This window comes from Dyadobacter sp. CY345 (genome assembly GCF_021502725.1).
Classification (GTDB): Bacteria; Bacteroidota; Bacteroidia; order Cytophagales; family Spirosomataceae; genus Dyadobacter.
Map to the genome: position 1 here is coordinate 233,085 of NZ_JAKFFS010000002.1, position 23,557 is coordinate 256,641.

At 40.6% G+C, this 23,557-nt stretch carries 12 protein-coding genes; 9 read left to right on the plus strand and 3 right to left on the minus strand.

The window, feature by feature from the left end; genetic code table 11:
• Positions 1–145 precede the first annotated feature (145 nt).
• Entirely contained in the window at positions 146–2,269 is a 2,124-nt protein-coding gene (locus L0657_RS10700) for a bifunctional aldolase/short-chain dehydrogenase (RefSeq protein WP_235150608.1), read from the plus strand.
• Between the two features lie 134 nt (positions 2,270–2,403).
• On the plus strand, positions 2,404–3,687 hold the full coding sequence (locus tag L0657_RS10705; RefSeq protein ID WP_235150609.1) for a TIM barrel protein: 1,284 nt from the start codon (positions 2,404–2,406) through the stop codon (positions 3,685–3,687).
• 40 nt (positions 3,688–3,727) lie between these two features.
• Here L0657_RS10705 and L0657_RS10710 read toward each other — a convergent pair whose 3' ends face one another.
• A complete protein-coding gene (locus tag L0657_RS10710) occupies positions 3,728–4,750 on the minus strand; it encodes a GntR family transcriptional regulator (RefSeq protein ID WP_235150610.1) in 1,023 nt (340 codons plus the stop codon).
• Between the two features lie 172 nt (positions 4,751–4,922).
• Positions 4,923–6,209 (minus strand): DUF6600 domain-containing protein, encoded by a 1,287-nt coding sequence (locus tag L0657_RS10715; protein ID WP_235150611.1) that lies wholly within the window; start codon positions 6,207–6,209, stop codon positions 4,923–4,925.
• 286 nt (positions 6,210–6,495) lie between these two features.
• Between L0657_RS10715 and arfB the strand changes: the two genes are divergently transcribed.
• Both arfB and L0657_RS10725 read left to right on the plus strand, forming a co-directional pair.
• The gene (gene arfB / locus L0657_RS10720; RefSeq protein WP_310588279.1) at positions 6,496–6,918 is read left to right on the plus strand and encodes an alternative ribosome rescue aminoacyl-tRNA hydrolase ArfB; all 423 of its coding nucleotides are present in this window, start codon (positions 6,496–6,498) and stop codon (positions 6,916–6,918) included.
• A gap of 59 nt (positions 6,919–6,977) precedes the next feature.
• Entirely contained in the window at positions 6,978–8,225 is a 1,248-nt protein-coding gene (locus L0657_RS10725; RefSeq protein ID WP_235150614.1) for an MFS transporter, read from the plus strand.
• A gap of 1 nt (position 8,226) precedes the next feature.
• Here the strand turns inward: L0657_RS10725 and L0657_RS10730 are convergent, their stop codons facing one another.
• Positions 8,227–11,193: an FAD-binding and (Fe-S)-binding domain-containing protein gene (locus L0657_RS10730; RefSeq protein ID WP_235150621.1), complete on the minus strand. Its 2,967-nt coding sequence runs from the start codon at positions 11,191–11,193 to the stop codon at positions 8,227–8,229.
• A gap of 446 nt (positions 11,194–11,639) precedes the next feature.
• On the opposite strand from L0657_RS10730, the gene L0657_RS10735 reads away from it, so the two are divergent.
• The 5 genes from L0657_RS10735 to L0657_RS10755 all read left to right on the plus strand — a co-directional run bounded on the left by L0657_RS10735 (position 11,640) and on the right by L0657_RS10755 (position 23,555).
• The gene (locus tag L0657_RS10735; protein ID WP_235150623.1) at positions 11,640–14,705 is read left to right on the plus strand and encodes a TonB-dependent receptor; all 3,066 of its coding nucleotides are present in this window, start codon (positions 11,640–11,642) and stop codon (positions 14,703–14,705) included.
• Positions 14,706–14,723: 18 nt separating this feature from the next.
• On the plus strand, positions 14,724–16,214 hold the full coding sequence (locus L0657_RS10740) for a RagB/SusD family nutrient uptake outer membrane protein (RefSeq protein WP_235150628.1): 1,491 nt from the start codon (positions 14,724–14,726) through the stop codon (positions 16,212–16,214).
• Positions 16,215–16,287: 73 nt separating this feature from the next.
• Complete coding sequence (locus tag L0657_RS10745) at positions 16,288–16,869, plus strand: hypothetical protein (RefSeq protein ID WP_235150630.1); 582 nt, start codon at positions 16,288–16,290, stop codon at positions 16,867–16,869.
• Positions 16,870–16,871: 2 nt separating this feature from the next.
• Positions 16,872–20,210 (plus strand): VCBS repeat-containing protein, encoded by a 3,339-nt coding sequence (locus L0657_RS10750; protein ID WP_235150632.1) that lies wholly within the window; start codon positions 16,872–16,874, stop codon positions 20,208–20,210.
• Positions 20,211–20,222: 12 nt separating this feature from the next.
• Positions 20,223–23,555: a VCBS repeat-containing protein gene (locus tag L0657_RS10755; RefSeq protein WP_235150634.1), complete on the plus strand. Its 3,333-nt coding sequence runs from the start codon at positions 20,223–20,225 to the stop codon at positions 23,553–23,555.
• Positions 23,556–23,557: the final 2 nt, after the last annotated feature.

The following is a 23,557-nucleotide window of genomic DNA, read 5'->3' on the forward strand; positions in this document are numbered from 1 at the left end:
TTTTAGTATGCAGGATACCACAGGACGGTACGCAAATCGAAGTTTTTTAATCTTGTATCGTAATAAAAAGTCAAATCATCTGAATTGCCCACCTGTTACTTTTAAGTGATTTTAACCAATAAGGGATTATAAAAAACAAAATAATATGAGCATTTTAAAAGCAGAGCAGTACAAGTATGTGAGTTATCTTTGGGATGAAGAAAAAGCAGCTTCCCTGGGTGATGATCAGGTGGAATTACTTTTATATCGTTCCAATTTGCTTGGAGCAGACCTTCGTCTTACCAACTATGCCGGTGGAAACACCAGCTGCAAAACCATTGAAAAAGATCCTTTAACAGGAAATTCTGTTGAGGTGATGTGGATCAAAGGTTCTGGCGGAGATATCGGGACTTTGAAGAGAAGCGGCCTGGCCGGTCTTTATCAGAACCGTCTGCATGCTCTGAAAAATATATATCGCGGTCTTGAATTTGAAGACGAAATGGTTGAGCTCTTCAATCATTGTATTTATGATCTAAAATCGAAAGCGCCGTCAATCGACACGCCTTTGCACGGTTTGCTTCCTTTCAAACATATTGACCATTTACACCCTGATGCTTTAATTGCTATTGCGGCTTCGAAAGAAGGTGAGGCGATTACGCAGGAATTATTTAATGGCGAACTGGCGTGGGTACCTTGGCAGCGTCCAGGTTTTGACCTTGGGTTAAAACTGGAAAAAACACTTGCTGATAATCCTGGCATTCGCGGAATCGTTTTGGGTGGTCATGGTTTGTTTACCTGGGGTGACACTGCCTACGAATCTTATATCAATACACTTGACGTTATTGAAAAAGCTTCGGAATATCTTGAAGCTAATTACGGCAAAAAACGTCCTGTTTTTGGCGGTGCAAAACAGGAAAGTCTGGACGCAGCTCGTCGTCTTGAATTAGCAGGTCAATTGGCACCTTACCTTCGCGGCCTCGCCTCTGACCGTCAGACGATGGTTGGTCATTTCACGGATGATGTACGTGTTCTGGAATTTATCAACAGCAATGATCTTGACAAACTGGCTCCTTTGGGAACAAGTTGTCCTGACCACTTCCTTCGTACAAAAATCCGTCCATTGGTACTCGATCTGTCGCTGGAAACGTTAACTGGCGATACCCAGGCGATTCTGGATGTTATTCGTCCGCAGTTTGAGGCATACCGTGTGGATTATCAGGCCTATTACGATCGCTGCAAACATGATAACAGCCCGGCCGTTCGTGACCCAAATCCGGTAATTATTTTATATCCGGGCGTTGGGATGTTCGCTTTTGCAAAAGATAAACAAACTGCCCGCGTTGCCGCAGAATTTTATACCAATGCAATCAACGTAATGAAGGGCGCGGAGGCGGTTTCATCCTACGTTTCGTTACCTGAACAAGAAGCTTTTGATATCGAATACTGGTTGTTGGAAGAAGCTAAATTACAGCGTATGCCGAAGGAAAAATCACTTTCACGAAAAGTGGCTTTTGTTACCGGAGGATCTGGTGGAATTGGTAAAGCAATTGCGCAGAAATTTCTCGAAGAAGGTGCTTGTGTTGTGATTTCAGATATTGATGACAAAGCATTGGCTGAAACGAAAAATGAATTTGACGCCAAGTTTGGTAAAGATTTTTCAGCAACCGCAAATGCGAACGTACTGGAAATTGATCAGATCCAGCAAGGATTGCATACTACAAAACTAAAATTCGGTGGTGTTGATATCGTTGTGAACTGCGCCGGACTTTCCATTTCTAAACCGCTTGCCGAAACGACTATCAAGGATTGGGATATTTTACAGGACGTTTTGGTAAAAGGCCAGTTCCTCGTATCTCAGGAATCCGTTGCGATTATGCGTCAGCAAGGTTTAGGAGGGGATATTATTAACATTGCAAGTAAAAACGGCCTGGTTTCTGGTCCAAATAATGTTGCCTATGGAACTGCGAAGGCAGCTCAGCAGCATATGACCCGCCTTCTGGCTGCAGAGTTAGGCCCTGATAAAATTCGTGTGAATGTAGTGAATCCTGATGCAGTAATTTCCGGAAGTAAAATCTGGGAAAGCGGTTGGGCAGCTGGCCGTGCAAAAGCTTATGGAATCAAAATCGAAGAATTGCCGGCATATTACGCAAAACGTACGGTCTTGAATGCTGAAATTCACACAGAAGACATTGCAAACGGCGTTTTTGTATTCGTTGGTGGATTGTTAGGGAAAAGTACCGGAAATGTCCTGAACATTGATGGTGGAGTACCGGCAGCATTTGTTCGCTAGTACTAGAAATGAAAGCTGTGCCGAAAGTAAAATTGCTTTTGGCACAGCTCTTTTTTTTAAAATAATGGCGGTTCAAATTAATCTGATAATTTACTTGAATACGGCCGGATACTTCAATCTTTAATGCTAAAAAGATGAAAATAGAACAATATCGCATTGATCAGCATAATGAACGTTTGCTAGGAAAACACAACAATCAATTCATATTTGCGAAGGAACAACTAGGGGAACAAGGCATTGATGCCAACGCGATCGTAAAAACATTGCAGGCATTTCAGGTTGCTATTCCAAGCTGGGCGCTTGGAACGGGCGGCACGCGTTTCGGCCGTTTTTCAGGTGCCGGCGAGCCAGGATCTTTGGTTGAAAAAATTGAAGATGTTGGGATTCTCCATGCTCTGAATCGTTCAAGCGGCTCAATTTCGCTGCACATTCCATGGGATATACCAAGCGACGCCAACGCAATGATTGATCTGGCGACTTCATTGGATTTGAAGTTTGACGCGGTGAATTCCAATACTTTTCAGGATCAGAAAAACCAGGAATTATCTTACAAATATGGTTCTCTGTCGCACATGGATCCAAAAGTTAGGAAACAGGCGGTTGAGCATAATATTGAAGTTATCAGGTACGGAAAAGAATTAGGTTCAAAGGCATTGTCGATCTGGTTGTCGGATGGATCCTGTTTTCCCGGACAATCTAATTTTGTAAAATCTTTCCAAAATACGCTGGAATCTTTGCAGGAAATATATGCGGCTCTTCCGGAAGACTGGAAAGTTTTCGTGGAGTATAAAGCCTACGAGCCTAATTTCTATTCGACCGTTATCCAGGATTGGGGAAGTTCTTTGCTTTTCTGTCAGAAATTGGGACCGAAAGCTGATGTTTTGGTTGATTTAGGACACCATTTACCCAATGCAAACATCGAACAAATAGTTGCTACGTTGATGATGGAAGGCCGTTTGGCAGGTTTCCATTTTAATGATTCCAAATATGGTGACGATGATTTGACGGTTGGAAGTATTAGACCTTATATGTTGTTCCTGATATTTGTTGAGCTGGTTGAGGGGATGAAACGCGCTGGAAAAGGCAGTGACGGATTTGCCTGGATGATTGACGCAAGTCACAATGTGAAAGATCCTTTGGAAGATTTGATGCAATCGGTAGAAGCAATTTTGCTTTCTTATGCGCAGGCGCTTATCCTGGATAGCAAAAAGCTTGAAATCGCACGTCAGAATAATGATGTAGTTTTAGCGCAACAATTATTGCAGAATGCGTTCAGAACAGATGTTCGCCCATTAGTTAGAGAAGCTATGCTGCACAGCGGCGGTTCTCTGGATCCGATCGGCCTTTTTCGTGATCTTAAAATCAGAGAAAATCTGATCAGCGAACGTGGAACTGTGACTGTTGCTACTGGTCTTTAACAAAGAAAGCCATTCGGAGAAATCTGAATGGCTTTCTTTGTTATAATGATTTTCTTCTGATTAGCGTGAATGGGTTTTTGATGCTTTCCGTTTTATTCATCATCACAAGGCGGGCAGCTGATTTTCCCATTTGTTCGTGATCCGTTGAGATCGTCGTGATACCATCCAGTAAAATTTCTTTCAGCGGGGTCTCATTATAGGAAATTATACCGACATCCTTTCCAATGACAAGTTTCTGTTCGTTACATTTCTTGATAAGATTGACCAGATCCGTTTCTTCAATAATCACATAAGCGGCATCTTTTAAAACAGTGATATTTTCATCTGTTTCATACATAATTTCATGCTCGAACTGATGCTGGATACAAAAAAGCCGGAATCCTTTGATAATTTCTTTCGGATATGGGATGAGTGTCGGGAAAATCAGGATCAGTTTTTTATAAACCTGCAACAGATCTATGGCATCGTTCAGCGCATGTAAAATATCTTTTTCGAAATTCTGATACACTGCCGAGTGTTTTGACAGACCATTTTCCAGAATATCCTTATCGAGTAAGATCAATTTTTCAGGCGGAATCAGGTTTAAAATTTTGATAGCTTCTTCTTCATTTTCATAAAAATGCGGCATTATCACATAATAATCATATTCGCCGAGACTGTTCTTAATTAAATTGCTGAAAATATTGATGTTCGAGTGATGGATATGAAGATCAACGATCACATTGCGACCAACATTTTCCACAAAGGAATTATAAATCTGTTTTTTGTAATTACTGATTTTATTAAAAACCAGAAGAATCCTGGAAGTAGTTTCTATATCAACACGATTGATGAAATATCCTTTTCCGCGCACAGATATCAACACACCGTCCTTGATCAGATGTTTGTAAGCTTTCTCTACGGTATCACGGGATAATAAATATTCTTCGCTTAACTGGTTGATTGACGGTATTTTATCTCCTCTTTTCAGCTTTCCCTTACCAATGGCCAATAACAGCGATTTGATAATTTGCATGTATTTTGGCGCACTCTCCTTAAAATCAATGTCAAACTGGATTTCCATTAAAGCGTCATGGGTTAAAAGTGTGCTAAAATTACCACATTTCCTTAGAATTGGAATGTTTATATAAAGACGCAATAGACCGGAAATGCGCTTATTATAAAAGTACGATAAATGAAAAAGCTCCTCAAAAAACTTTAAGTTTCGTTGAGGAGCTTTCATTTATTCTATACTGTTATCTTGGCGAACGGCCACCTCTGTCGCCTGAACTTTCGTAAGTTCGTCCGCCTCCGTTCCCGCCTCGCGATGACTCACCGGAATTTCTTTCAGGAGAGTTGGAGCGAGCAGCAGGAGTGTTTGTCGATCTTTCACTATTTCCATAATCTCTGGAACGACCGGAATTATTAGACGGCTCGCTTTGACGAGAACGGCTCTGCTCTACATTTGGCGCAGTACGAGGCTGCTCATAAGTGCGATTCGAGCGATTGTCATTATTATTGTAGACAGGTTGTTCCTGACCTCTTGAACGGTTCATATCCCGGGGCGCCTGGCTTGGAGACGAATAACCTCTGTCCGGGGCGGAACGTTCTGACGGGCGGTCCGGGATTGACGATCGGGTACCACGGTCGTTTCTGATTTCCGGGCCTCTGTTCACACTACCATTATCATAGGTTCTGTTGTTTGAACGATAGTCATTATCTCTGTTTCTATTACCCGGATTATTTCCTGAAATTGTTCCTCTGCGATTGTTATTATCGTAACCGTATCTGCTGTTATTGCCTGGTTCATTGTAAGTTCTCCCACGGTCGTTTCCATAATTGCCATTTCTCCCGTTCGAGCGATCAACGATTACGGTACCACGGCGGTTACGGTCAATGTCACGAATAACAACCGTGCGTCCTGTCACCCGTTCAATTTCATTACGTCGTGGACCGTAAACATACGTACGGTTATCGTTCCGATAATAATTATTGATGATCGTAGTCTGGCCATAGATCTGGTTATACCGTCCTCTCGGCGCACAGTAATTATACCATCCGCGTGTTCCAATATATTGCTGCGGAACGAAAACCCACCAGAAAGAAGGAATGTTAACGGAAATATTTACGTTCACGCCAGGCCCCAGCGGCGCCCATCCATAATATCCGCCACCTGAACGCCAGTTTACCCAGGCAGGTCCCCATTCATAACCGGGAATCCAGAACCAGCCATTATAATCGTCGAAAGACCAGCGGCCGTAGTGGAAAGGCGCCCAACCCCAGTCGTAATCGGAAACCCATGTATTACCATATTCTGTCACTTCCCAATAACCGTTGGTTGAATAAGGCTGAAAACCTGCATCAACATAAGGAGTCCACACGGAGCCATATTGCGGCGAGTTAATCCAGCGGCCATAAGGAGACAGCTCGCTGTAAAATGTTTGAAACGAGATAGAAACTCCCGGCTGAGCTTTTACCTTTTCCTGAATCGAAATACCTCCAAGAAGTAATAATGATAAGGCAAGAATCCGAAATTTATGCATGTGATACATGGCCGTATGAATTAATAGTTTTCTAAATTAAAATCGATTGTTTGACACGAAAATTTGAAATGGGTTTAATGCTGCTTTTTTGTGCTAAAAGTGATAATACAAGTTGATTTGAATCGAAAAGCGTATTTTTAACTTTTAGTTTGATATGTATTTCTATGTAAATTATTGATAGATAGTTTGTTATAAAAGTCAGATCTAATTCTATCATCTGATTTTTTACATCCAGAAAGCGTAAAATGTTATCAAGTTCGTATATACCTTAACAGACATTAACAATATTCATAACCAGGTCATGATTAATCCTGAAAAATTACACCCCGAACTCGTTTTCCAGACAGCCAGAAGTGGTGGAAGCGGCGGGCAAAATGTTAACAAAGTTGAAACGAAAGTAGAGCTTCGCTTTGATATTGCAAATTCGAATTTATTATCGGAAGAAGAGAAGCAGATCCTGATCAATAAGTTAAGTGCAAAGCTGACGAACGAAAATGTGATGGTAATTTATCATCAAACTGAACGTTCGCAACTTGCAAATAAGGATAAGGTTGTAGACAAGTTTAATAAACTGATCCGGCAGGCTTTTTTCGTACCAAAAAAACGAAAACCCACACGGCCAACCTTAGCTTCAAAACTTGACAGATTGGCTGGAAAACAGAAAAAATCACAGGTAAAATCGATGCGGAGAAAACCCATTGATGATTAAGTATTTTGTCCTTACTTTTAGTGAATCGCTCCTGTTTTCCCGTTATGCTTTATTAAACTATGAATTCAATTTCTACATCAAATAATACCTCTGCGCTTCGTTCTGTACTTTCACTCCCGGTTATTGTAGCGTCGCTGGGTTATTTTGTGGATGTTTATGATTTGCTTTTATTTAATATCGTCCGGGTTCCGAGCCTGAAAGATCTCGGACTTTCCGAAGCAGAAATCTCACTGATTGGGGCTAAAATTTATAACTGGCAACAGGCGGGGTTGTTGATCGGAGGATTTTTCTGGGGGATTTGGGGTGATAAAATGGGGAGGCGTTCTGTGCTTTTTGGCTCTATTCTTACTTATTCTCTTGCCAATATTATTTGCGGTTTCACAAACGACGTCGAGTTATATTCGATTTTAAGATTTATTGCAGGACTTGGTCTGGCCGGTGAGCTTGGCGCAGGCATTACCTTAATCGCTGAAATTTTACCGAAAGAATATCGTGGTTATGGTGCGTCCGTAGTAGCGAGCGTCGGTCTTGCAGGAGCAATTGCTGCATTTTTCGCTGTGAAACTCACAGACTGGCGCGTTGCTTATTTTATCGGGGGCGGCATGGGTTTACTACTTTTAGCACTTCGCGTCAACGTATTGGAATCTTTTCTTTTTGAAAAAGGCATCAAAAATAGTATTTCAAAATCAGTACAATGGTGGACGATTTTCACAAAACGAGAGCGGCTGATCCGTTATTTGCGGTGTATGGGAATTGCCTTGCCAACTTATCTGGTGATTGGAATTTACGCAACCTTCGGAAATGAATTTGCAAAGGCAATTGGAATTCCCGGAGATATTCCTGCCGGAACCTGCGTTTTATATACTTACATTGGAATCGTTACTGGAGATTTTTTTAGCGGGTTTTTAAGCCAGTGGCTTCAATCGCGAAAAAAAGCTATTTTGATTATGCTAATGATGACTTTGGCTGGCGCGGTTATTCTTCTTTATGGAGGAATAAAATCAGCAGAAACACTTTATTTCTGTTATGCATGGCTCGGTTTTTCAATCGGGTACATTGCCATGTTCCTGACAACCACAGCTGAACAATTTGGTACGAATCTTCGTGCAACCGTAACTACGTCGGTTGCGAATAATGTTCGCGCGACGGTTCTGATCACATTGCCAATATTCCAGTTCCTTAAACCGAACTGGGGAGTTCTTCAGGCAGGTGCTGCGGTAGGTGCCGTTTGCTTTTTGCTGGCCTTACTTTCCTTGTGGAAAATGGAAGAAACCTATGGTAAGGAACTGGATTATGTTGAACAATAATTTATACCAAAGCTTCAAATAATATTTCCGCCGGATGCAGTGCTTTGCGACCTGTTCCATCGTGTATCTGGTGCCGGCAACTTGTGCCCGGCGCAGCAATAATCACGTCATCAGCCTGTTTACGAACCGTCGGGAAAAGTACCAACTCACCGATTTGCATCGAGATATCATAATGTTCTTTCTCGTAACCAAAAGAACCGGCCATACCGCAGCATCCCGAAGGAATTAATTGAACGGTATAATTTTCTGGTAACGATAACATTCTTTTGGTGGGCACCATGCTGGAAATTGCTTTTTGCTGGCAGTGTCCGTGAAGTTTGATCAGCCGTTTTTCTTTGCTGAACGAATTCTTTGAAATGTGTTTTAATTCAATTTCGCGTGAAATGAATTCATCAAACTGCAACGCATTCATTGCCAGTTTTTTCGCATCCTCTATCAAATCTTCACCAACCAGATCCGGATATTCATCACGAAAAGTCAGGATTGCGGACGGTTCCAAACCGATTAATGGTGTATCATAAGAAATAACGTCCTTCAAAAGTCTGATATTTTCTTCCGCTATTTTCTTCGCGTCTTTCAATAATCCTTTTGATAACTGCGGACGTCCCGATGGGCCGTGTTTTGGAATAATTACTTCATATCCTAATTTTTCCAGAACCTGAATTGCTTTTTTACCAATCTCAACGTCATTGTAATTGGTAAATTCATCACAGAAAAGATATACTTTTTTCTCAGAAGTGAAGCCCGATTTCTTGCGTTTTTTATACCAGGAAATTAAAGTCGTATCATGTAAAAGTGGCATCGTCCGTTCCGGATGAAAGCCTACTATATTATTTGCGATTTTACGAAGCGGCGCATTTTTGAAGACCAGATTATATGCCCAGGGAACATAACTGGCCAATCTATTTAGTTTTGAAAAATTCCCAACCAGCCATGAACGCACCGGAACACCGTGCTCGTCGTGATAGTGCTGCAAAAACTCCATTTTAAGTTTGGCCACATCCACATTGGAAGGACATTCGCCCTTGCAACCTTTGCAAGCAAGACATAAGTCGTAAACTTCCTTTATTTCTTTATTGTCAAAACGATTTTCTTTTGGTGAAGTGGTCAACATTTCCCGCAGGATATTGGCGCGGGCACGCGTTGTATCCTTTTCATTTCTTGTTGCCATGAAACTCGGACACATCGTACCGCCGCTCATTTCCGTTTTACGACAATCGCCTGACCCGTTACATTGTTCCGCATGCTGCAAAACGGTTTGATCCTGATACCGGAAATAAGTCTTAAAGTCTGGTGTCTTATGATCTGCTTCATAACGAAGGAAAGTATCCATCGGAGGCGTATCCACAATTTTTCCAGGATTTAAGATATTGTTAGGATCCCAGGTATTTTTCAGTTCTTTGAACAATTCATAATTATGCTGTCCGACCATTTGCGGAATAAATTCTCCGCGCAAACGCCCGTCACCATGTTCTCCGGAAAGCGATCCCTGAAATTTCTTTACAAGCGTGGCAATTTCCTCTGCAATGGTTCTGAATTGTTCGTGACCTTCTTTCGTTTTTAAATTAATGATCGGGCGAAGGTGCAGTTCTCCCGAACCGGCGTGTGCATAATGCACGGCAGACATCCCGTGTTTTTTCAGGATATCATTAAATTCAATAATATATTGTGGCTGATCGTAAACGTCGACCGCAGTATCTTCAATTACTGCAACCGCTTTTTCATCACCAGGAAGATTACTTAATAATCCCAGTCCGGCTTTCCTCAGCGTCCATATTTTCTTAGTATCATCGCCAAAAAGCAACGGATAATGGTAACCCATTCCCGCCTGGATAAAGTCAGCTTCCAATGCCTGGGCCAATGCCTCGACTTCTTCCTTTGTTTCTCTCGAAAGATCTACGACCAGAATAGCCGGATATTCGCCCGAAGCCGTATTTTGAACAAAAAACGCGTTGGCTTTTTGTTCTTTATTCGTAGCGGCGCATTCCAGAACGTAGTTATCGATTAATTCGACAGCTTGCGGTTTGTATTTCAACGCTAAGATTGTCGCTCGTAAAGCTTCGTCAATGGATGTGAAATGTGCGCACAATAATCCCTGCGTGGTCGGAGGAAGCGGAATAATATTCAGCTTGATTTCTGTCAAAAAGCAAAGCGTCCCTTCTGAGCCGGCGATCAGCTTACACATATTAAAAGGTACAACTTCCTGATTTTCTTCCGTTGGTGTGAAAGGCTCCGTCTCCAAAAGCATATCCAGCGCATAACCAGTGTTACGTCTTTCTACGCTACGCTTCGGAAATTCTTTTCTAATCTCATTCTGGTTTGCAGGGTTCGAAAGAATTTCGAAAGTTTTAGCATAAATTTTATCAGCGAGTGAATTGGCGGAAGCCGGCACCTTACTTTTAAATGTTTCCAACGTTTCCGTTCCAAAAGTCACATCGCTTCCATCAGCTAAAATCGCTTTCACTTCAAGTAAATGCTCTCTCGTACTTCCATAAACAACCGAGTTTGAACCGCAGGAATTATTTCCTACCATTCCGCCGATCATGGCACGGTTGGCCGTAGATGTCTCCGGACCAAAATATAGCCCATAAGGTTTCAACGCCATATTCAGTTCGTCACGAATGACGCCCGGCTCCACTCTGACATAACGTTCCTCCGGATTAATTTCGAGAATTTTTGTAAAATGTTTCGAAGTATCAACGATGATCCCGCTGCCAACCACCTGTCCCGCAAGTGAAGTTCCGGCTGTGCGTGGTACCAGAGAGATCTTTTTACTGTTCGCAAAAGCAAGCAGCGTTTTTATATCTTCTAATGTTTTGGGTATCGCAACCGCCAGCGGCATTTCACGGTAAGCCGATGCATCAGTAGCGTATAAAGTACGCATGGTATTGTCATCGTAAAAATCACCTGTAAGCTGACGAGCCAGTTGTTGTAAATCTGTATTCGAAACGGAGGACTGCGGTGTCATAAACAAAAAAAGTACAGAAAGGAAACTGCTCCAAAGTTACGCACAACCGATGATCAAATCATGAAATTTTTATAGAAAGGTTCAATGAGATACTCCAATTATACCTATGATTCAAAAATGTAACTTATAGTTTACTATTAATAATCTTAGAAAAAATAACATAATTTTTTGCTAAAAATTTGATGTCGTGATTTAGCTAAAAAGTGCCTCTATTTGAATTAAAGTGACAAATTGAACAATAAGCAATAATAATTGAATAATTCTTTGTCACTTGCAGTTGTGATATTTCAACTTAATATATTAATTTCGATAACTATTTGTCTAATATTCCAATTTGATCTTTAAATTATTCCTAAAAGGTCTGAAAGCCTTGTTTTGAGTTGTTTTTGATAAGTTGATTACGCAGACAAAAAGTACAAGGATGACAAAAATTAATTAACCAATCTATGATGAAATTCTCCAATTCTAATCGACTTATGTCTGGTCAATTTAAGGCAGCGAGATCCCCTTGGGGCGGCACGTCCCTCAACAGCCAAAGACTGGGGTCAGTTTTATTAACACTTGCGTTTGCAATAATTACTCTGACGGGCTATGCCCAAAATGCCGTTTCGGGAAAGGTTTTAGATTCGAAAGGATCCGGTCTTCCAGGAGTTGCGATTACTATTAAAGGTAGCACGACGGGTACTAACACGGATGTTGACGGTAATTTTCAAATCAGTGTTGCTCCTAACGCAACGCTTACATTTAGTTCCATAGGTTTTGAGTCACAAGATGTTCCTGTTGGTAATAAATCAACACTTAGTGTTACACTTTCCGAGGATGTAAGAGCTTTGGAAGAAGTTGTCGTTGTTGGTTACGGAACTGTAAAGAAAAAGGATGCAACTGGTGCGGTATCAGCTTTGGGATCAAAAGATTTCCAGAAAGGTATTGTAACTTCTCCGGAGCAATTGATGCAAGGAAGAGTTGCAGGTGTTCAGATTACACAATCCAGCGGTGAGCCGGGTGGTGGTATTAACGTTCGTATTCGTGGTACATCCTCTGTTCTTGGTGGAAATAACCCATTATTTGTAATTGATGGTGTTCCCCTAAGTGGTGATAATACTTCAAGTGGTGGTGACAACCAGGGTGTTGGTCGTCAGCCTGCTAAAAACCCGCTTAACTTTCTTAACCCTGACGATATTGCAAGTATCGATATCCTGAAAGATGCATCGGCAACGGCAATTTACGGTTCTCGTGGTGCTAACGGGGTTGTTTTGATTACTACAAAAAGAGGTAAAGGTAAAGGATCTTTGGATTATGGATATTCTCTTGGTGTTAGTAACATTACAAAGAGATATGATCTTCTGAACGCTCAGGAATATATAGCGGCAGGTGGACAAGATCAGGGATCTGAAACAGACTGGCAAAAAGAGTTGTTCAGAACGGCGATGACGCATCAGCACAACCTTTCTTATGGTGGTGGAGACAATACTGGAAACTACCGTTTTTCTCTTGGTTATTTGAGTCAGGACGGTATCGTTCAAACTTCGAATGTGAAGAGATACAGTGTAGGTTTCAGTGGTACAAAAAAGTTTATCAATAATAAGCTTACAATTGGGAGTAACCTGAATTTTGCAAACACGCTTGACACAGGTGTTCCAATCTCTGAAAATATTGGTTTTGAAGGAGATTTGTTAGGTAGTATTCTAAAAGCAAACCCGACAAGATCTGTATATAATGCAGGAGGAGGTTTCAATCAGGTTACAACAACTGAGCCAAACCCGATGGCATTTGTAAAATTGTCAAGAGATAAAAACAGTACACTTCGTGCTCTTGGAAATATCAACGCTGAAATGGAGCTGCTTGAAGGTTTGAAGTTCAAAACAGTGCTTGGTTTTGACAAATCAATGTCTTCAAGAAAGCAAGCTTATGGTAGTGACTTGTTAGTTACCGGAATTACAGAGATCGGACGGGTTTACATCAGAGATGTTGAAGCAAATAACCAGCTTTGGGAAAATTACTTTACTTATGACAAAGAATTCGGTAAGGTAACACTTAACGCTTTGCTGGGTTACTCTTACCAAAGTTTTGAAAACGGCAGCAAAAATGTTTCAGCGGCTAATTTCAGAACAACAAACCTGGACTTGATGATTAACAACCTAGGGATTGCCGGAACGGTTGAAATTAAAGATGGGACTGCTTTGAGCAGCGTTGGTTCTGTAGTTCAGAATTCAAGTTATGTAAAAGATGAGCTTCAGTCATATTTTGGTCGTGTGAATCTTGGCTTTGGTAATAAATATCTTTTTACAGGAACTTTGCGTGTAGATGGTTCGTCTAAATTCGGGGGAAACAACAAGTACGGATATTTCCCATCAGGAGCGTTCAAATGGAAACTTGTCGAAGAAAAATTTATTCCTAAAACAGTATTTACGGATCTTTCCTTGAGAGTAGGTTATGGTGTAACTGGTAATCAGGCAATTCCTCACAACGTATACGATAGAAGAGATCGTTATAGTGACTACGTAATTAATCAGAATGGTGATGGTATCACTGGTGGAGGTTTGAACGCAGTTGCCTTTAACAACCCTGATTTGAAATGGGAATCTACCGCTGCATTGAACCTTGGGATTGACTTTTCTATATTGAAGGGAAGACTTTCAGGTAGCATCGATGCATACAATAAAAGTACAAAAGATCTGTTATTCAAAGTTGTAGCTGCACAGCCAGCTCCTAACCCATTTGTGTATACCAATCTTGACACTGATATCCAAAACAGAGGAATTGAACTGGCGTTAAATGGTATCGTTGTGGAAGGAACTAAATTTTCATGGGAAGTTTTGGTAAATGCATCTTACAACAAAAACCTTGTTAAAAATCTTGTTGGAACGTATGATACAGGTGAAATCAATGGTCAGGGACTTTCAGGTGCGTTTGCACAACGTCTTGCCGAAGGACAGCCTTTGTTCGCTTATTTCCTTCGTGAGTTTGGTGGTTTTGACGACAACGGGAACTCGATCTATCCAAATGGCGATTTTCAGCAATTCCTTGGAGGAAAAAGCCCACTTCCAAAGGTTAACGCCGGTTTGACGAACAACTTGAAATATGGTAATTTTGATATGAGTATCTTCTTCAACGGTGTTTTTGGAAATTATTTGTATTCGAATACAGCGAATGCATTCTTTACACAAGGTTCTTTTGCTAACGGTCGTAATGTTACGAAAGACGTAATCGGAAATGGTGAGGGTGGACTTAATGCTCCGGACGTATCAACCCGCTTCCTGGAAAAAGGTAATTTCATTAGAATGCAGAACTTTTCTCTTGGATACCGTATTCCATTGAAGAGCAGCAAAGTGTTATCTAATGCCAGGATATTTGTATCAGGACAGAACTTATTTACAATAACCAAATACAGCGGACAAGATCCGGAAGTTAGTACTAACAAATCATTGAATGATATTCCATCGTTTGGAATAGATTACACGGCGTATCCACGTTCAAGAACCTGGACTATTGGCGCAAATTTCTCATTCTAATATTAATAACCTACGATAATGAAAACAAGTCATATCTATAAATTACTGGTTCTGAGTGCCAGTCTTGCAACCCTAACTTCCTGTACCGACCTAATCAATGAGGAAAAGGATTCCGTAGTAAATGAGGTGGTTGAGGGGGGATTTGCACCCGTTAATGTTCCGGAGGCTTTGGCTTCTGCTTACAAAGATTTATCAACTTATTCAGATCAGGCGGGTATCTATGCCTTGGGAGAGCATACCACCGCAGAAATGATTCCTCCAACACGCGGAGTTGACTGGGGTGACAATGGAGTTTGGCGTACGCTTGACGCTCATACCTGGGATGCTTCACACTCGTATATTCTAAGTGCCTGGAATGCTTTGAACCAAAGAGCATACAAGGCGACAGAAATTATTGCTTCAAATCCGACACCGGTACAAAAAGCAGAGGCTCAGTTTTTAAGAGCTTATAACATGTATTGGGTAATGGATTATTGGGGTGTTGTACCGGTTCGTGAAGTAACGCAGGGTGTCAATGACCTGCCACGGGTGTTGTCGCGCTCGGAAGCTTTCGATTATATCGTAAAAGATCTTGAAGAAGCTTTACCTAATTTGGTTAAATCCGGACCTTCTGCAACCAATGGTACTGCAACGAAAGCCGCTGCTAATTTTCTTTTGGCTAAGCTGTATCTGAACAAATCAATCTATAAAGGTACAACTCCTGGTGGTCCTTATACCTTTGATAAAGCTGATATGGATAAGGTCGTTACTTATGTCGATGCTATAACGGCTGATGGATATGCGCTTGAAAAAGACTATTTCTCAACATTCTCTTCGGCTGCGAAAACAGAGCCTATATTACTTGTAATGGAAGGAACTGCTCAAAACCGTTGGATGATGACATTGCATTATGGTCAGAATCCTTCGGGATGGAACGGCTTCTCAACCTTGGCTGACTTCTACGATACTTTCGAAACTCAGGACAAAAGAATTGGTTCACCTGCTAAAAAAGATGGGACTGAGTATTCGGGTATTGGTTTAGGATTTTTGATCGGTCTGCAGTATGATGATAAAGGTGCCCCTGTGATTGATGTTCGTAATCAAAAGCCACTATCCTTTACAAGAGATGTGCCTTTGGCAGGTGCATCACCAGAAAAAGGTATTCGTGTGATCAAGTATCACCCTGCTAATTCCGGGAAATACATACTGATGCGTTATGCCGAAGCTTACCTGATGAAGGCGGAAGCACAATTCAGAGGCGGAAGTGCTGCTGACGCCCTTACTCAGATTAATACATTAAGAACTACGCGTGGTGCAACTGCACTCGGCTCGTTGACCGAACAAAATTTGTTTGACGAAATTGGTAGAGAATTATACTGGGAGGGTGGCAAAAGAACTACGGAAGTTCGTTTCGGTAAATTTACAACCGGTGAAGGTACTTCTGTAACTGATGCTTACACGACGCTATATCCTATTCCTTCTGCTGCTTTGGTTTCAAATGCAAATCTTGTCCAGAATCCGGGATATTAAAAAAACATTTTTTCTTTTTGCAAAAATGCTCGATGATTTCGAGCATTTTTGTTTTTAACTGACTTGAACATTTATGAATTATTTGAAGCCGACTTTTTATCTATTTTTTTTCATAACCATATTTATTAGTTCCTGCACTTCATCCGACGACGACAAGATGTATGGGCAACTGGGAGAAAACCAGGCAAAAGCAATCTATAAGATTGACGGAAAAGAATTCTATCCCCCGGAAAGTATATTCAAAGGTGAGGTTAGCGTCTCAGACAAACTTCTCAGCATTACGTTAATTGACCAATTTGACGGAAGAAGTATTGTTAGTTATGGAGGAGATGACTGGTATCTGTCAATTCCCTCAAAAAAGGATGTATTCTCAAATGATCAGGTAAATGCCGGCGTTAAAATGGGAAAACTTACCGACAGAGAAAAAATGGTAGGTGAGGGAATGATATTATCGGAAGGAACAGTCACATTACAGGAATTTTCGAAGGATAAAATCGTTATAAAAATTCAGGGAAAGGTCGGTAAATATAGTGATTTTGAGCAGCCAACTGAATTTAAAAACTTTGATGGCACAGTGGTCTACAAAAAACCGGCTTTTAATCTTTTGAACATAACCGAAGAAGAATTATTTAGTGCTATAAAGTCGCCGAATTAACTATGAACAACATTTCCAAACTTGTAAATTTTGGAGCTTTTCTGATTGCAGTATTTTTAGTTTTCTCTTGCAAAAAAAGTCAAAATAAAGATCATTTATTTGAACTTGTAGACGCTTCAGAGTCCGGTGTCGATTTCGAAAACAAAGTTATAAATCAAGAAGATTTTAACATTTTCACCTATCGCAATTTCTACAATGGAGGCGGAGTCGCTGTGGGTGATATCAATAATGACGGATTGCCGGATATTTATTTCACTGCTAACATGGGTGACAATAAATTGTACTTAAACAATGGCAATTTCAAGTTTGAAGATATTACAGCAAAAGCCGGTGTCGCTGAATCGATGAAGTGGAGCACCGGCGTTGTTATGGTTGATATTAACAGTGACGGACTGCTGGATATTTATGTATGTAATGCAGGATACCAAAAAGGTGTGAGCCAAGAAAATGCTTTATACATAAACAACGGAGATTTGACTTTTACAGAATCTGCCGCAAAATATGGCTTAAATGAAGACGGATATACAACCCATGCCGCATTTTTTGACTACGACCTGGATGGAGATCTGGACGCTTTTATTCTGAATAATAGTTTTATTCCGGTAAATACGCTCAATTACGCCAACAACCGTGAATTAAGAGCCAAAGACTGGCCGGTAAAGGATTTTCTAAAAAAAGGCGGTGGCGATAAGTTGTTGAGAAATGATAATGGAAAGTTTGTCGATGTAAGCGAAGAAGCGGGAATTTATGGAAGTTTGATTGGTTTTGGTTTAGGAGTTACCGTTGGTGACCTAAACGGAGATCAATACCCGGATCTTTACATCTGCAATGATTTTTATGAAAAGGATTATCTCTACATCAATAACAAAAACGGCACTTTTTCTGAGGAACTGGAAAAACGCGTAGAGCATACCAGCCTCGCTTCGATGGGTGCCGATATGGGTGATATTAATAATGACGGTTATCCGGAATTATTTGTAACAGATATGCTTCCCCGTGATGAATATCGCCTGAAAACAACCACATCTTTTGAGAATCACTATCTCTTTAATCTGAAAAAGGAGAAGGGGTTTTATAATCAGTACATGCAGAATAGCCTGCAATTCAATAACCAGGACGGGACATTCAGTGAAATTTCAAACTATGCCGGCGTAGCTGCGAGCGACTGGAGTTGGGGGGCGCTGATGTTCGATGCAGATAATGATTCGAAAACTGATATTTACGTTTGCAACGGAATTTACCACGATATTCTGGATCAGGACTTTATCGATTTTTTCGCCAATGAAGTGGTGCAAAAAATGGTAATGTCAGGCGAAAAGGAAAGTATGCAGAAGATTATTGACAAAATGCCGTCTTCACCAATCTCAAACAATTTTTTCCATAACGAAGGAGATTATAAATTTCCCGAAAAAGGACAAGAATTTGGTCTTGATCAGAAGTCTTTTTCAAATGGTGCGGCTTATGCCGATCTGGATAACGACGGCGATCTGGATCTTATTGTGAACAATGTCAATCAGCCTTGTTTCGTTTACAAAAACAAATCAGAAGCTCAAAAACAGAAAAATCACTTTGTCAGACTTAAACTGACTGGCGATGGGAAAAATACTTTTGCCATAGGTGCCAAAGCAGAGGTATTTGCAGGTAAAGAAATTATCAGTAAGCAGTTAAATCCTGCACGCGGATTTCAATCCAGTACTGAATATCCTATAACGATTGGTCTTGGTCAAAATAAAAAAATAGATTCGATCAGAATTGTTTGGCCAGACAGAAGGGTTACTGTGAAACTAAATCCTGAACCGGATACTATCCATCATTTTTCAATTAAAGATGCTGGTAACAGAATTTTTGCTCCAACCGCCAGCAAAGTTGATCCATTGGTTTCGGCAGCTCCGGTTGTTTTTGATGCACATGTTGAAGACCGGTATGACGATTTTTTTAATGAGCGGAATATTCCGATGATGCTTTCTCAGGAGGGCCCGAAGGCTGCGATCGGGGATGTGAACGGAGATGGGAAAGAGGATATTTATATTTGCGGTGCAAAAGGGCAGGGTGGCCAGCTCTATTTACAATCGGGTACTACCTTCAAAAAGTCAGATCAAAAAGTTTTCCATGACCTTGCGGGTTTTGAAGATACAGCCGTATCAGTTTTTGATTGTGATCAGGATGGAGATCTGGATTTAATTGTAGGAAGCGGAGGAAATGAATCGGCACCGCGCACACAGGAATTGCCAACGAGATTATATCTGAATGACGGAAAAGGTAACTTCTCAATTAACACGAGAGCGCTTCCGCCGAATGGAATGAATACGGCCGTAATTGTGACCTATGATTATGACAATGACGCCGATCTCGACATATTCGTTGGAAGCAGAAGTGTGCCCCGTGAATATGGAATCACGCCGACGAGTTATTTATATCAGAATGACGGAAAGGGAATTTTTAAAGAAGTAGGGAAATCAATCGCGCCGGATCTTGCTAAAATAGGTATGGTGCGTGACGCCTTCTGGTCTGACGTGAATGGTGATAAAAAGAAGGAATTGATCGTTGTTGGAGACTGGATGGCACCTTCTATTTTTGAATTTAAAAATGGAAAATTTCAGAAATTAAGCTCTGGACTGGAACAATACAGTGGTTTCTGGGGAAGTCTCAAAGTTGCTGATATAGACAATGACGGCGATATGGATCTTGTAATGGGGAATATAGGAGAGAATTTTAGCCTGAAAGCATCTGAAAAAGCTCCGATTAAAATCTGGATCAATGACTTTAATAAAAACGGAAATATTGATAAGGTAATGACCAAAACGGTCAACGACCGAGATATGCCGGTTTTACTTAAACGTGATTTGACAACACAATTTCCGTTTCTGAAAAAGCAAAATATTAAACATTCCGAGTACGCCAATAACTCGATTCAGGAATTATTCCCAGCTGATCTTATGCGTTCGACTTACGAAAGATCTGTCAATTATTTAAAATCTGCAATCGCCGTAAATGATGGCAGAGGGCATTTTACACTTACTCCTTTACCGGATATTATGCAGTTTTCCTGTCTGAATGCGATTGAAAGTCAGGATATAAATAAAGACGGTAAGCTCGATTTGATCGTTGGAGGTAATTTCTCACATTTTATTCCACAATTAGGTGCACTGGATGCATGCCGTGGAAATATTCTGATCAATAAAGGTAACATGAAATTTGATGTATTGCTTAGTAAGCAAAGCGGTTATGCTATCGACGGCGAGCTGAAACAAATCACATCGATCACGATTGGGGGAAAACCTTACTTAATTAACCTTGTTAATAATTCAAAACCTGTTTTGTTTCGGGTTAATAATGGATAGTCTCTGAGTTTTATGAAAAAAGTGCTTTTTAAGCTTTGGGTAGTGGGTCTTGTGGCGAGTGTATTTTCCTGTTCTGAAAAGAAAGGCGATCAGGATTTTTCTTTTGAATTATTAACCTCTGAAAAAACAGGAATCGATTTTTCTAATACGCTAAAATCTACAAAAGACTTCAATATCTTCAACTATATGTACTTCTATAATGGTGGAGGTGTAGGTGCAGGAGATCTGAATAATGACGGATTAATTGATTTATGCTTCACTGCAAATCAGGAATCTAATAAAATTTTCCTGAACCGGTCAGGGATGAAATTTGATGACATCACGGAAAAGGCAAATTTCAAAGGCGGTAAGGGGTGGTCCAATGGTGTTTCCATTGTTGATGTGAACCAGGATGGTATGCTGGATATTTATATCAGCCAGGTTGGGGATTTTGAAGGTGTTAAAGGACATAATCTGCTGTTCATTTGTAAGGAAATAACGAAGGAAGGAATTCCGGTTTACGAAGAAAAGTCAAAAGAATATGGCTTGGATCTTGTCGTTTTCGGTACGCAGGCTGCGTTTTTTGATTACGATCTGGACGGCGATCTGGATATGTTTCAATTGAGCCATTCGGTTCATCAAAATGGAACATTTGGCCGTCGCGCACTTTTTGACGGGACTTATCATCCACTTGCAGGAGACAAACTTTTCAAAAATGAAAACGGGAAATTTGTAGAAGTTTCAAAACAGGCTGGTATAAACAGTTCGGTTTTAGGCTACGGGCTTGGACTAGGCATTGGTGACATCAACTTTGATGGTTATCCGGATATGTATGTCGGTAACGATTTTCATGAAAATGATTATCTCTATATCAATCAGAAAGACGGAAGTTTTAAAGATGAAATGGAAACTTCTATCATGCACACGAGCCAGTTTTCGATGGGCGTTGATATTGGGGATTTAAATGGCGATGCCTTACCCGAAATCGTGTCGCTCGACATGCTTCCCTCGAATTATGAGATATTAAAGAAGTCGGAAGGCGAGGATATGTACAGCATTTTTAAGTACAAAATCCGGCAGGGTTATAATTACCAATTTGCCCGTAATAATTTACAGTTCAATAATGGAAATGGCACTTTCAGCGAAATCGGGCTCTATTCCGGAATTCATGCTACGGACTGGTCATGGTCACCGCTGTTTACTGATTTTGATAATGACGGATTGAAGGATCTTTTTATTTCCAACGGAATCCCTAAGCGGATGAATGATACGGATTATATCAAATTTGTATCTGATAATGTGGTTCAGGAAGGTATCAAGAATAAAAAGATTGATGATAATGATCCAAGGTTGGCGGATAAACTGCCTGAAATAAAACTGCTTAACAAGTTTTTTTCCAATCAGGATAATCTGGCTTTCAAGGATATTGAAGGCTTGGTGAAAAATGATAAAGTCTCGTATTCCAACGGTGCAGTTTATGCAGATCTTGACAATGACGGCGATCTGGATATTATCACGAATAATATCAATGAAAAGGTATTTGTTTACGAAAATCTGACAGATAAAAAACCTGTTAAGAACAAGTTTACCAGGTTATATTTAAAAGGTGCACAGGGAAATTTGAATGCGATCGGAGCAAAATGCCTTGTATTTAAAAAGGATAAAGTGGAGAGTTATGAAAAATTTCCGGTTCGCGGCTTTCAGTCCAGCATGGAAGTTCCTCTTAACATTGGCTTGGGGAAAAATAACGATGTTGACTCAATGCTGGTGATTTGGCCGGATAACAAGTATCAGGTTTTGGGGAAAATGGCTCTTAAAGATTCCTTGCAACTAACTTTTCGTAAGGATCTTCCGGTATTTGATTATGAAAAATTTAAGGTTGCCAGAGCTAGTAAGGATTATAGTTACGAAGATATTGCTGCGAAATTGGGATTAGACGTTCGACATGAGGAAAATAATTTTATCGAATTTGACCGTAATTCTCTAATACCATTTGAAGTATCCGCGGATGGTCCGGCTTTGGCAATAGCGGACATAAATCATGATGGACTGGATGATATTTTTGTAGGATCGTCCAAGAAATTTAAGAACCATTTATTTATTCAGTCGGCAAGTGGCTTGTTCAAGGAATCGATGCAGCCAGCTTTGCTTCGTGACAGTACCTATGAGGAGGTGGATGCGCAATGGGTGGATATCAATAAGGATGGACATTTGGATCTGGTCGTGGCTACTGGTGGAAATGAGTATTCAAATAATTCGGAATATCAATTGCCGAGAGTTTATTTAAACGATGGCAAAGGAAATCTGACTGTCAAAACGGATGCTTTTACTAATGTTTTTGTGACTGCATCCTGCATCGTTCCCTTTGATTTTACAGGCGATGGCCTCCCGGATTTATTTATCGGCGGAAGAGCTGTGCCGCTGAATTATGGCGAGATTCCGAAATCTTACTTATTGAAAAATGATGGGGCAGGTAAGTTTTCTGACGTTACAGATCAGTATGCAAAAGAATTGTCTTCCATAGGATATGTGAAAAATGCAAAGATTTCAGATGTCGACAAGGATGGCGATCAGGATTTGTTGCTTGCTCTGGAATGGGATGGGATTTGCATGTTGGAAAATAAAGGCAAAACCTTCGCAAAAAAAATGATCACCGAGCGGAAAGGCTGGTGGAATTTTGTGATGCCGTATGACTTTGACGGTGACGGAGATATGGATATTCTTGCGGGCAATCTTGGATTAAACAGTCGTTTGAAAGCCACTAAGGAGCAGCCGGTTAGAATGTATATCAACGATTTTGATAACAATGGGAGGAAGGAGCCGATACTGACTTATTACCTGAATGCGCAGGAAGCACTGTTTCCGACAAAGCTGGAAATAGAAAAACAAATGCCCTTTATTCGTAAGAAGTATATTTATGCAACCCAATTTGCCAAAGCATCAATGGACGATGTTCTTGGGAAGGAAAAGTTGAAAGAGGCCAACGTTTTAGAAGCTAATTATTTTGAAAATACGATTTTCGTCAATGATGGTAAAGGAAACTTCTCTGCAAAACCGTTAGGATTCAAAGCACAATGGGCGCCTTATTATGACGCACAGATCATCGATGCCAACGGAGATAAATTACCTGACATACTGATCATGGGTAATTTTTACAATATCAATATCCAGATGGGACGGTATGACGCAGATTTTGGTACTGTGCTAATCAACAAAGGGAATTGTGATTTTACGGCAAAATCATTGAATGGATTACAAGTAAAAGGTCAAGTGCGAAAACTAGGGGAAATCAAGCTGAAAAGCGGGAACGCCATTGTTGCTGCAAGAAATGACGATAAACTGGTTGTGATAAGCAGAAAGAAATAAAA